Origin of the sequence: Microbacterium sp. 4NA327F11 (genome assembly GCF_005503465.1) — a bacterium.
GTDB classification, from domain to species: domain Bacteria; phylum Actinomycetota; class Actinomycetes; order Actinomycetales; family Microbacteriaceae; genus Microbacterium; species Microbacterium ginsengisoli.
Genome location: NZ_SCOB01000025.1, coordinates 17867 through 30279, shown reverse-complemented (window position 1 = coordinate 30279; position 12413 = coordinate 17867). Strand labels below are relative to the sequence as shown.

9 protein-coding genes are annotated in these 12413 nt (G+C 68.6%); 7 read left to right on the top strand and 2 right to left on the bottom strand.

What is annotated here, in order from left to right:
* The first annotated feature begins 179 nt into the window (after nt 1-179).
* The 7 genes from FFS51_RS13010 to FFS51_RS12985 are packed head-to-tail and all read left to right on the top strand — an operon-like array spanning nt 180 to nt 9986.
* Nucleotides 180-2108 (top strand): type IV secretory system conjugative DNA transfer family protein, encoded by a 1929-nt coding sequence (locus tag FFS51_RS13010; RefSeq protein WP_137878595.1) that lies wholly within the window; start codon nt 180-182, stop codon nt 2106-2108.
* Nucleotides 2096-3454 (top strand): hypothetical protein, encoded by a 1359-nt coding sequence (locus FFS51_RS13005; RefSeq protein WP_137878594.1) that lies wholly within the window; start codon nt 2096-2098, stop codon nt 3452-3454. Before FFS51_RS13010 ends, FFS51_RS13005 begins: the two co-directional genes overlap by 13 nt.
* A gap of 42 nt (nt 3455-3496) precedes the next feature.
* The gene (locus tag FFS51_RS14765) at nt 3497-3658 is read left to right on the top strand and encodes a hypothetical protein (RefSeq protein ID WP_171006195.1); all 162 of its coding nucleotides are present in this window, start codon (nt 3497-3499) and stop codon (nt 3656-3658) included.
* The gene (locus FFS51_RS13000) at nt 3652-4242 is read left to right on the top strand and encodes a nuclease-related domain-containing protein (protein WP_137878593.1); all 591 of its coding nucleotides are present in this window, start codon (nt 3652-3654) and stop codon (nt 4240-4242) included. Before FFS51_RS14765 ends, FFS51_RS13000 begins: the two co-directional genes overlap by 7 nt.
* A 25-nt stretch (nt 4243-4267) precedes the next feature.
* Entirely contained in the window at nt 4268-8209 is a 3942-nt protein-coding gene (locus tag FFS51_RS12995) for an FtsK/SpoIIIE domain-containing protein (protein ID WP_212742822.1), read from the top strand.
* Nucleotides 8210-8220: 11 nt separating this feature from the next.
* Nucleotides 8221-8994, top strand: coding sequence for a metal-dependent hydrolase (locus FFS51_RS12990; RefSeq protein WP_137878591.1), 774 nt, complete (start codon nt 8221-8223; stop codon nt 8992-8994).
* A 23-nt stretch (nt 8995-9017) separates the two neighbouring features.
* Nucleotides 9018-9986 carry a DUF2971 domain-containing protein gene (locus FFS51_RS12985; RefSeq protein WP_137878590.1) on the top strand — a complete coding sequence of 323 codons (969 nt, stop codon included), beginning with the start codon at nt 9018-9020 and terminating at the stop codon, nt 9984-9986.
* Between the two features lie 57 nt (nt 9987-10043).
* Here the strand turns inward: FFS51_RS12985 and FFS51_RS12980 are convergent, their stop codons facing one another.
* Both FFS51_RS12980 and FFS51_RS12975 read right to left on the bottom strand, forming a co-directional pair.
* Nucleotides 10044-10628 carry a hypothetical protein gene (locus tag FFS51_RS12980; protein WP_137878589.1) on the bottom strand — a complete coding sequence of 195 codons (585 nt, stop codon included), beginning with the start codon at nt 10626-10628 and terminating at the stop codon, nt 10044-10046.
* 16 nt (nt 10629-10644) lie between these two features.
* Nucleotides 10645-12324, bottom strand: coding sequence for a RecB family exonuclease (locus FFS51_RS12975; protein WP_137878588.1), 1680 nt, complete (start codon nt 12322-12324; stop codon nt 10645-10647).
* Nucleotides 12325-12413: the final 89 nt, after the last annotated feature.

Here is a 12413-nt window from a genome sequence, read left to right as displayed (position 1 = left end):
CGCACGAGGCGATCGCCTGGAACCGGCCCGCCGACGTCCACCTCGGGCTCGCAAGCCCGACCATCCCCAACTTCGAAATCGAAGAAACCCTGCCAACTTCTTGACGCGGGACAAGTGTCCGTGAGGCGGGGCAACGGTGGGAGGTTCGCGCGCAGTCGCGGTGGCTGGACTATCACGGCATGCGCACGCATCATTCGCGCAAGTCTGGCGCTCCGGTCGCGGCGTTCTGGGCCGGCGCGAAGAGCAACGACCGTGCACGGGAGATTCTTCTGCGGGCGGTCTCCGCCATTCCCGGGTTCGGCTTGAGTGTGCGCTCCCGTGTGGTCTCCCCGCACCGTGAAGCGCGATGGTGGCTGCTCGCCGGCGTTGCGGCTGTGGCGGTCGGGTTCGGTGGGCCGTTGCTCGCACCGGATGTTCTCGACGGCGCTCTCACACATCCCGTGTCGATCGGTGCCGGCATCGTGTGCGCGGCCGCGGCGCTGTTCACCGCGAGAGGGTTCCTGCCGTCGGCGTGGCGGAACGCGCGGGTGGCGCTCGCGTCCGGCCGTGTCCCCCGTGCACCACGGCGGGCGACACCACCGCGGCCTCCGAAGACGGAGCGGACGACGGTGGGGGCGGACGGTGCGCGCGTGGTCACTGCAGCGTTCGATGGCGACTACCCGATGGCGCGGTCGGCGTTCCTGGTTGGGGCGCACATTCCTCTCGCGTTCGTCGCACCGCATGCGGGCGCGTCGTCGGGGAAGTCGACAACGATGAGCCGGTCCGCGCCGCCGGCGCTGCTGGAGCGGATCGGGCCAACGGTCGGTGAAGCGGAGGGCGAGCGGGTGCACCTGTCGGTCGCTGACTTCTGGTCCGGGGTGGGCGTGTTCGGCTTGGCGGGCTCCGGGAAGTCGGCGCTGCTCGAGCACCTGTGGGGTGCGGCATCTCGTGACCGGGTGCAGCCGTCCGCGACACCTGGTGCTCCGCGTCAGCACTGCCTGATCGCGTTCGACACGAAGGGCGATGGGCTGTCAACGCAGGAGTACATGCGATGGTCCGCGAAGGTCGGCGACCGGGCACTGGTGGTGCAGGTGTCCGACCCGTCCGACCCGGTCGGGATCGACCTGTTCCCGTACTCGGGTTCCCGCCCGATCGAATGGTCCCGGCAGGTGGTCGCGGCGATGCGGTACGTGTGGGGCGACGAGTCGATCGGTCCGGAGTCGTCGGACACTCTGCAGCGTGTGCTCGCGGCCGCGGTCAGTCTCACCCCGGCGATGGTGTCGCGGGTCACGTACCGTCCTGTTCCCACGGACCGGTCACCGTTCTACTACGCGAACATCCTCCTCTCGAATGAGGGTGACGAGCTCGGGGTGGAGCTCGCATCCACGTTGGGTGACGCGGCCGCGCAGCCGGGTGCGCCCGCGGAGCTCGTGCAGGTCGCGACGTCGCTGGCGCCGCTCTACGGTGCGGGGCGGACGTCGGCGCAGCGGGCGGCGCTGGTGAAGGCGCCGCGGACGAAGGTGGCGGCGTTGATGAGCGCGGAGCACTGGTGGTCACGCCCGTCGAAGATCACGTGGGCGTCGATCCTCGCGAACGACATCCCCACCATCATCAACACGGGCGCGGCTCCCGACGGCACTCTCCCGGACGACAAGCTGCGCACGGACATGTCCGGGCTGATGCTGTACACGCTCCATGAGGAGATCAAACGCACGTGCCGCGGCTGGTACGAGCAGGGGCGGGCGGTGTCGATCTTCTCGGACGAGGTGAAGAACATCGCGGCGAGCAGCGCGGATGTGATCGCGTGGATGCGCAACGACGCTCGCGCGAACGGGGTGCGGCCGGTCTTCGCAACCCAGTACCCGGATCAGCTGGCGGAGCAGGTGCGCCGCACCGTGCTCGGGTTCGGCACGCTCGTGTTGTTCGCACAGAACGACGGTGACACGGTGAAGCTTCTGGTCGGCGACCTCCGTCTCGCTGGGACCGACTGGGGTACGGCGGACATCACGAACCTCGACAAGTACGAGGCGATCGTCCGCGCGACCGTAGGTCAGCAGCGGTTGGAGCCGTTCACGGTGCATGTCCCGGACTTTCGTGCGGAGCGGGAGGCGGGCACATGGGAGGGGTGACACCGCTCGGGGCGCTCCCCTCGTCGATCGCCGGTGAACCGTTCCGCGCGTCTGAGCGGCTTGACCCGTACTGGGACGGTGTGTGGCAGTACGGCTCTCACGCTCAGTGGCTCAGCCGTGAGCACGCGGACCGGATGGCGGCCGCGGGGATCGCCGTGAAGATGCCCCCGCACCTTCGCCGTTCCCCGTCCGTCGCCGCCGACCGGGTGCGCTCGGACTGGAAGGAGAAGCTCGACCTGCTGGGGGTACTGTCCTCATGGCGGACGGTGACGGCGGAGCAGGCGGCAGCGTTCGCGGGGGTGTCACCGTCGTCCGCGTCGCACCTACGCACGATCGGTGACCTGTTCGCGCTGGACCTCATCGACACCGGGCATGTGTCCGTTCCCGCTGCAACCTCGGCGGCGTCCCGCGGCGCGCTGTACCGACCGTCGGCGTCTACGGCTTTCCACACGCTCATCGAGCCGGAGATGACGTACCCGGAGTGGGTCTCGGTGACGGGTGGGACACGGTTCCTCACCGGCGGGCAGTACGACCGTCACAACGTGCTCACCGCGGAGCTCGCGTTGCGTCTGGCGGAGTTCGTTGACATCGGGACGGTGCTCGGTGAACGGCAAGCGCACGTGAACACGCTCGCGTACACGGCGTGTGGTCTGCCGGCGCCGCCGGGCCGTTCGCAGCAGACAGCGGACGCGGTGGTCGTCCGCCCGGACGGGCTTCGGATCGCGGTGGAGACGACAGCGTCCGTCGGCGCGACCGGGTTCTCCCGGAAAGCGGAATCGTGGGCTCGCACTCTCGCTCGGCGTCCGCTGCAGGAGTCGGGCCTGGTTGTGCTGTTCGTCATCACTGACCGGACGAACGCGGGCGCCGGCTCCCGCCACTCCCTGGGTTCGACGGTGAGGAAGGCCGTGTCCCGTGCCGTCCGGTTGAACCCCGGGGTCATGTCGAACCGGACGGCGGAGCGCATGTTCGTGGTCGACTGGCGGGAGTGGTTCCCCGCCCGCCATCTCGCATCCGACGACTTCCTGACGATGCGAGCGGAGCGACCGTCGGGTGTGCACGGGGAGTGGGAGACGGTCGACATGCTGAACGCGCTCGACGTGCCCACACCGGCAGCACTTCCTGACCGGCTGGCTGTCATGCGCAACGCTGCGGGCCTGCGGGGTACGCCCGCTCAGTTCCGTGCGCGCCGGCGACCGGTCCTGCATGACATCCCGCTGCACCGTGCCGGCTTTCCGACGGTCCCCGCGATTGAAGCGGACCATCGCACAGGTGTGGCACGTGACGATGTCTCCCGTGCTCGTGGCAGTGCGGGAGCGATCCTCCCCCCGTCACGGTTGCGCTTCTGAGATTCCGTGGTTCCCGGCGGACGTGCCGCAGGGGTTGGGGGTGTGAGCTACCCACCAGAACGAGACCGACGCAACGACCGGCTGAACGACGATGTGAACTCCATCGTGACCGGCTTCTCCTCCCGCGTGACCGGCGTGATCGCGGTCGGCCTTGTCGCGGTCACTGTCCTGTTCGGCATCATCTCTTGGGTGCTCGGATGGTGACGCGGGCACCGTCCGGGGGAAGCGTCGGCCGGGCGGGCAGTTCACTCGAGGGCGCGCCGGCGTGGGCTTCCAGTGGTGGCGCTTCCGCGGCAGGTCGTTCCGGTGAGCTGCGCACCGCCGCTGCTCTCGACGAGCTGGCGTCACGTCCCGGCGGGCCCACTGTCCTGCACGATCTCCGCATCCCCATCCGAGGTTTCCGCGCGAACATCGACCATGTCGTGATCGCGGGGACGACGATCATCCTCATCGACTCGAAGGTCTGGCGGCCCGGCTTCTACTGGACGGGCCGGCGCGGCACCTGGCGTGGGTTCGATCGTGTGGAGCACGCCGACCGACGAACCCTTGACGCAGCGCGAACCGGTCTCGGCGCGCTCCTTCGGAACCAGCGTGTGCCTCCGACGACGATTGCGCGAAGCATGCTCGCGATCTGGCCGTCTCACGGCCGACTGTTCACGGCGCTCTATCGGCCGACGGACGCACGCGCGGTCCCTGGCCCGCGTCTCTCGCGCGTGCTGGCGCGGACGCTTCCGCGGGAGAGCGCTCACCCTGCGATCGTCGCCGCGCTTCGGCCTCTGGTTCGCTGACGGAAGGTTCTCGACGATGGCTCAAGTGCGCTCTGCCGCTCCGACCGGAAACCTCGCACCGTTCGTGACCGTGCTCGCGGTCATCGGCGCCGTGGCGGCGGCATGGTTCCGTCTGCCGGCGCTGGTCGTGCTGGCCGCGGGCCTGACGTTCGCGGCGTGGATGAGCGTCCCGCCGGCACCTCCCGCCCGCGGCGCCGGCGCGCCCGTCGATGAGAGGTCGGTGACCCGGCATCGCATCTGGGCGGACCTGCGCTGGAGCCTTCTGGTGCCGTCAAGCGGCTGGCTCTTCAACGACCCGGCCGACTGGAAGAGATCGCAGCAGCAGCTGACCGCCAGGGGCGCGTCCAGCTGGTCGGTGACCGCCGCGTTCCTGCGCTGGTTCCTCCTCCCTGCCGCGTTCACGAGCATGATCGCGCTGGGTGTTGCCGCGGTCACCTTCACGCTGCCCGTCGACGCGCTGGACGCGTGGGGTGTGCTTCCCGGCTCCGGCATCTGGTTGCCGTGGGTCAACGCAGCCGCCGGGTATGTGGTTGTCGCCCAGGTCGCTGCAGTTCGGCGTCGGCACGCCGCGCCTCAGGACCCGCAGCCTGCGCTCACCCTGTGGACGTTGGCGTCGACCAGTGCGGCGCGCGGGACCAGCCCGGTCGGTCCACTGATCGGGGCTGTCGCCCTCACGGCGGTCGTGTTCACGTCGGTCGTCGTGGCAGTGACCGCCGCCGGGTTCGACTGGCTCATCAGCCCTCTGCCTGTCACTGCAGCGGGCGCGGCGCTGATAGTTGCAGCGGCAGTCCTCCGCGCTCGCTCGCTGCCCGAGGGACTCGACGAGTGGCGTGAGCTCGTGCGCGCTCGGGAGCAGTGGGCGGCACGGTGGGTGCTGCTGAAGCAGGATCCCGCACCGGTCCTGCTCGCCCGCCGGTCGCTCGCGTCCGGCGCGGCCTCCCCCGTCACCGTGGACACGTTCGAGGCGCCGGCCACGTTGGGCGCGGCGGGCCTGATCGCGTTGCAGGCGAAGATCACCCCGACGGTCGGGGCGGGCACCCGAGTGACTGTTCTCTCCGAGCCGGACATCGACTCGTCCGGGCAGCCGATCCTCAGCTCACGGCACCCGCTGCGCGCGTCGATCGTGTCCTGGCCGTTGGACGCGACGGTCGACTTCGGCGCTATCGGAGCGGACGATGACCTTCTGCGCATCGCGCTTCGCACCGCGGCAGCTCGAGCCGCTGAAACGTTCGGTCACCCACAGCCGCTCCTCCAGACCTTCACCCCGATCTTCGAGCCGGACGCTCCCGACACTGAGCCGGGCGACGACACCGACTCGGTCACCCCGCGTGCCGCATACTCGTCGACCTGGGTGAGCGCGGAAGCCGGGGATGCACTGATGGGCATGATCGCCGGATCACTGCCGGGCCTCATCGGCGCTGAAGCGATCTGCGACACACCCGCCGGTGTCGTCTACGTCGGCGATCTGACCTCCGGGTCTGCACGATTCGTCGACGAGGACCTCGCGGCACGCTTCGACGTTCTCGCCCGAGAGGCGGCGTGGGCGCAACGGTGGCGTGACGTGCTGAAGATGGGCGAGCAACAGCCGTACATCCAGACATCCGTGTACCGGAAGTACGAGCTCCCGAGCGGTCAGGTGATCGAGTCACAGCCGTTCATGACCGCGCAAGCTGTCGAGCCGGAACAGTACATGACGGCGGAGAAGGAGCGGAAGCTTCAGTCGACGCTGAACAACGTGCCGTTCGTGGCGGTCACCCCATGGAAGGGCGCCGACGACCGTGCCGGCGGCCGACACTCGGGCGCGTTCCGTGTGCTGTGGTCGGCGGACCCGATCCCCCGAAACCCCGCCCGAATCCGCCCCGGCCGCGGTGTCGCACAGTCCGAGGCGACGCAGTGGGCGCTCGCGGCCGCGGTCAACGCGGCGTTCGACGGTGCTCATCTCCCCCGCGGCGAGGTGCTGTCCGCGATCTGTCTCACCTCACCCGCCAGCACCGGCCACATCTGGGACATCCGGGTGCGACTGTACGGCGGTGTCACCCTCCTCGCGGTGAAGGCCGCTGCGGAGAAGATTCGGCAGGGGCTCGGCGCTGCTGAGTGGCTGCGGGTGACCGCTGACGCTGAAGGTTGCCGGATCGTGGCCGGCGCGAACCCTGCCTCCCCGAACGTGACGTTCGAGCGCCCTCGGAACCGTGAGCTGACAGTGGCTCTGGACTGGGAGGCGGCGTTCGCGGCCGCGAAGATCCTCGGGGCGAACGGGGACGCGCCGCAACTGCAGTCATCGAGGGAGCTGCCGAAGAACGCGAAAGTGCTCGAGCTTCTCTTCCAGCTTCCCGCGGGCACATCGCGCGCGCAGATCCGTGAGTCACGGCAGAAGCTGATGACCGCGACGGGGAACCTCTTCCTGATGGACCGGGACGGCGACACGGCGGCCGAAGTGCGGCTCCTTGTCAGCCAGATGGATCCGCTGCCGTTCCCGGCGCCGATGGACTGGGAAGTCATCGAGTCGTCGAAGGCGATCCCGTTCGGTTCGAGCGTGGACGGCGCGCCGGTCGAGTTCGACTGGACGATCGACCCGCACCTGCTCGTGCTCGGCGGGACCGGGTCCGGCAAGAGCCAGTACCTCAACAACATCATCATCGGGTCGATCCTCCGCGGCTGCGAGCTCTGGATCATCGACCCGATGAAGTTCGCCGCCGACTTCCGATGGTCGGCGCCGTGGGCGAAGGCGATCGCGATCACCGAGGAGGAAGCGTCGGCGATCATGGATGTGGTCTCCGCGGAGGTGGACCGCCGCCGTGAGCTGAACGGCCAGTACGGGGTGTCCAGCTACCTGCAGCTGCCCCCAGAGGTGCGTCCGCCTCACATCGTGGTCCTGATCGACGAGTTCACGGAGCTCATCATCGGCGCGGACCGCCCGAAGCCGCTGCCGGAGAGGGCGAGCGAAGCGGAGCAGCTGATCCACGCGGAAGCTCTCCGGCAGATCGACGCGCGACGGAACGTCGGCGCGCGCGCAGGCAGGTTCGTGCGTCTGGCGCGATCGACCGGTGTGACTCTCGTGCTCGCTGCGCAGGATCTGAAGAAGGACACGATCGACCAGATCCCTGGTGGCGGGTCCCTGAAGAACAACATGTCGGTCGTGCTGCTCGGCCGCGCGTCGAACGGTTCACGCCTGTCCGCACTGAAGAACCCGACGGACACACCCGATCTGGGCGATGAGGTCCCGAAGGGGCGTGGTGTGTTCGAGTCCACGTCCAGCCGCGGGAACGTCTTCCAGGCATGGTTCGACGCGCCCGGTCACGTCGAGTCGCTGGTGTCGCGTGCTGCAGCGGCACGCGCACCGCTCGCGGACGACGAGCGCGTGAGCGCCGCCGACCTCATCCCTGATGCGGGCGCGGCACCCGTTCACGGCCGCCGCATCTCCGTCGACGACGGATCGGATGACGGGGATGCGGTGGATGAGGTGATCGACATCGGCACAGTCGATCTCGGGATCGACTTCGACGCGCTGCCAGCGCCGGGCGCTGAGGACGATCCTCCGCTGCCGGCTCGGGCTGTGACGATCGTTGGGCCCGGTGTGTCCGCGGAGGAGCCTGGCGACGTCGACCTGGACGACCTGCCGCCCGGTCCGGAGCGTGTCGGTGTGCCGGCGATCGACGCGATCCTGCAGTGGGTTGCTGAGCACCCTGACGTGACCCATCTCACGTGGGCCTCGCCGATGACGGGCGAGGTCGATGAGATCGGCATCCTCTACGCCGAGCTCGCCCGGGCCGCGATCGCACGGACGACCGTCACGGACTTCAGCGTGCTCGCTCCCGCCGCGCATGTGGAGAGCGTGAGCGCCGTCGAGGTCATGCCTCTCGAGACGGACGTGTTCGCGGTACCGCCGGTTGCGGCACCGATCGTTCTCGATGACGTGTTCGCGTCGCAGCCGCGACGCGAGATCGCCCACGACGAGCTCTTCGACTGAGAGGCGAGACCATGATGGGAACGAGCCACGCGATCAGCGGCGCGACCGCTTGGGTCGCTGTCACCGCGACGGCTGTCCCCGCGCTCGGGCTGTACCCGCTGACGCCGTCCGCGGTCGCCCTTGGCGCTGTCGTGTGCGCCGGCGCCGCTCTACTCCCTGACGCGGACCACCACAACGCCACCATCGCCCATTCCGTCCCCGTGGCGGGGCAGGTCGCGGCTGGCGCGATCGGAAAGCTCACCGGCGGGCACCGGCATGGCATGCATTCGCTGCTCGCGGTGGCGCTGATCACCCTCGCCACGTGGGGTATGTCTTTCGTGACGTGGACGTTCGCGTGGTGGCATCAGCCTGTGCAGATCGGATCCGCGGTGGTCGTCGCGGCGTGCACGACGTTCGGCGTGAAGGTCCTGAAGCTCGCGCGATCGTGGTTCAAGGCGTGGCTGTTCGGGTTCGTGCTGGCGGCCGCGGTCGCGTTCTTCGCGCCGTCGGAGTTCGCGTGGCTGCCGGTCTGCATTGGGGTGGGGTACGCCGTGCACCTGCTCGGTGACATGCTGACGATCGAGGGTGTGCCGTTCCTGTGGCCGTGGAACCCGAAGCCTCCGAAGTCGTGGCGTGGGAAACCGATCACGACGTTCTGGCATGAGAACGGGTACATCACCGTTCCGATCCTGGGCCATGCCGGGTCCGTGCGCGAGTGGCTTCTGACGCTTCCGATGACGGCGTATGTGCTGTGGGGCGTTGGTTCATCTATCGTCATCGCCGCGCGCCCGGTTCTGCCTGGGTGAGCGTGCGCCCCTAGTCTGGCGACGTGGAGCATCCAGAGCCGATGGACAGGGACAGGAGCTGGGGCGTCTGGTCCGCGACGGTCGCGATCTTTTCCGAGCCACCCCCGGCCGTCTGGCACTACACCGACCCTGCGGGGCTTGTGGGGATTGTGTCGTCCCGGAGGCTGTGGGCCACGAGCACGAAGCTGCTGAACGACCCCACGGAGTTGGCGTACGGGCTTGATCGGATCAGCGAGTGGTACCGGGGCTATCAACCGTCCGACGGCCTGCCGAGCGTCCAGACGGCCCTCCAGCGGGTGAGTGTCCCTGAGCACCGACAGCGGATGGTCGCTGAGTCCAGCGTGTTCGTCACGTCAGCCTCCCACGATCACGACAGCATCGGTCAGTGGCGTGCATACGCCGCAACATCGGGATACGCGATCAGGTTTGAGACCCGTGAGCGGCTGAGCGTGTTCCCGGACAAGCGGCGACGCGAGCAACTCGTCCATGACACCCCCTGGGCGACGGTGGCCTACGATCCCGAACGGCAGCAGGAGCTCATCGGACTCGTCGTCGACGGGATACAGGACCCCACAAACAACGTGGCATCGCTGGAGCGTTCGAGCTCGAAGCCGGGGTACCGAGAGGCAGCATTCCGACTCGCCTCTGACGAGCTGTTGGCGCTTGCGGCGTGCATCAAACCGCCGCAGTTCGAGGATGAGAAGGAAGTCCGACTGATTGCGCGCCTGGGCCGCGGAGAACAGCCGCTCTTCCGCGCCACCGCTCGCGGCGTCCTCCCCTACGCTCCCGTTGGCATCGCACACCCTTACGACGGCGACCCCCACGGCAAAGCGCCGCAGGCGACCCTGCAGCTACCGATCACGGAAGTCCGCGTCGGCCCGCCGGACGGGCCGACCATGACGCAGCGCATCGCTGGTGTGAAAGCGCTACTCGATGCGTCAGACCTCGGCAGCGCACCCGTCAACCCCTCAGAGATCAAGTACCTCCCCTGACACGAACATGCCCGCATCCTCGCGGTGAGGATGCGGGCATGTGGCGACTGCTCTGGATCAGGCCGGCTGCAAGTGCCGGTTGAGGCGCTCCAGCTTGGGGGCGATCTTCGCGTAGTTCGCATCACCCCAGGGGATGTGCCGCCAGCCGTCGGCGAGGGTCAGACCCTGCGCGTCCGAGTCGACGCCACGATCCTCGATCGAGCGGAGGATGCGCACGTTCTTGCCGCCGGCCTTCTCGACCGCGACGCTCACGCCGACCCGGTGGCCGATCAGTTCCGTCGCGCGGCGGGCGAGGTGCTTCGCCGACTCGCCTTCCTGCGAGTCGAGACGGTCCATGCGAACGATCTCGATCCCGTCCGGGTGATGTTCGGACGGCGCGGTGCGCAGGAAGACGATCGGGCGCTGGCTGGTCGTCTCCTTGTCCACCCAGAGGATCGTCCCGGCGAACCCCTTCGTGTCCACGGTCGCCGCGGAGCGCTGCGCGGAGCGATCGAACGCACGCTGCGCGGGCGACCCCTCAGCGAGAAGGTCGAGGATGCGCGAGACCTCCCCCGCGACCTCATCCGGGGAGGCGCCCTTGCCGGCGATCTGCGCGGCGCTGGTGATGATCGCGACCTTCGCCGCGTCGTTGATCTCGGTCATGATGGTGTCCTTCGGTTCAGCTGTAGGCGGGGGTGGGGGCGTTGGCGGGCTCGACGGCGAAGTACAGGTAGTCGTCGTTGGCGATCGGGCTGCGCTCCCAGAGGGAGATCGCCTCGTTCAGCCCGATGACGAGGAACCGTTCGGTCCGCTCGATCCAGGACTGCCAGTCGGCAGCGGAGCCACCGAAGGGCGCAGGCCGATGCTCGAGGCTGGTGTGAAGTAGCCCGCGCAGGCGGGTCTGCGCGCCGCTCTGGAATCGGTGCTGGCCGGTGACCTGGTGCTGGGCGCGCAGGATGATCCCGGCCAGGATGTTGTTCAGTCGCGAGATCGACTCGCGTGACGCGGTCTGGCTGTTGCCGATCAGGTGCTCGAACGACATGGCGGTGATGCCTGCGACGGCGATCGCCGCGAACGAGTTCAGGTTGAGCGCGGCGCCCACCGTCTCCTCATACGCCGGAGCCTCCGGTCGAACCTGGATGTTCTCGCTCATTGCTGCTGTGTGTCCTTCCGTGTGCGCCGCGGCAGCTGCCCCGGCCTGTTCTCCTTCCCACATGCGCGGTGCGTACGCGGGTTCCTCAGCGGGCGTCGGGACCTCGTTCAAGGGAGCGTCGACGGCGCCGGCTGCGGTCTCCGCGGTGACCGGGAAGAGGTCACCCTCGACGGGCGCGATCGGCTGCCGGGGGTGCTGCTCGCCCGGGGCGACCAGAACGTCCTGCGCGCGAGCACCGGCACGGATCACGGGAATGCCGAGCTGGATGGCGGAGGGCTGTTTCGCGGCCGCGGTAGAAGCCTTCTCGGTCGTCACGTTCGCGACGGGGCATGAGTTCGCGGCGGGGCACCAGCCGCACAGCGCGGACGGGCGCGCTTCGAAGAGCTGACGGTCCGCGGACGCGTTCATGAGGTCCCACGCAGCCCGGTACGCGATCGCGGTGGTCCGCAGCGCGTCCTCGCTGACGTCGATCTTTCGAGTGCCTCCCAGCACGGGGTACAGCAGCGTCGCGGATGTGGGGCGCTCACCCGTCTCCGCCTCAATGGCGAGGGTGTACAGCCGCTGCTGATCGCCATAGTCGTCGCCGTATCGAGGGTTCGGCTTCCGCAGCTTCTTCGGGTCGGTGGCGAACTTGTAGTCCTTCACCTCCAGCTCCCCGCTGGGCTTCCGGTCTACACGGTCGATGTAGAAGACCGACGGCACACCGAGCGGGTCTCCGCTGATGCCCTGCGCGATGTTCAGCTTCAGCTCCCACTCGGTGTGGGCGCAGTCGATGTCGGCGGGCGACTCCACCGTGAAGATGCCTCGCGTGTACTGGCTGATGATCTTCAACCACTCTGCGTGGTTGTCGGCGTTGGCTCGGAGGAGCTCCGGCGACTGCCGCTCGAGCTTGGTGGTGGCCCATTCGACGTTCGCGACGGTTCGCACTTTCACATCGAGAGCTGCGATCGTCCGCCCCGCCGGCGGCAGCTGGTAGAACGCTTCCAGCACGGCGTGTGCGCTGGTTCCCAGCTCACGGTTCCCGAACGGGTCGGGCGGGCTCGGGATGAGACGCGAGATCGCCATGGATGCCGGGCACTGTGTGGTCTTCGACGCCACGGACGCGGACATCCGCTTGCGGCGCACCTTCGATACCGCGACGTCGTCAGCGAGGATCAGGTGCCCGCCGCTCCATGCGGCGTTGGGGATCGAGAAGTCGAGAACCATGCTCCCCACATGCGCGGTGCCGGGCGGTCCCGGTGGAGCCGACTATGAGCTCGCAGCGGGGTGTGTCCGTCATGGCTCGTCGGGTGTGC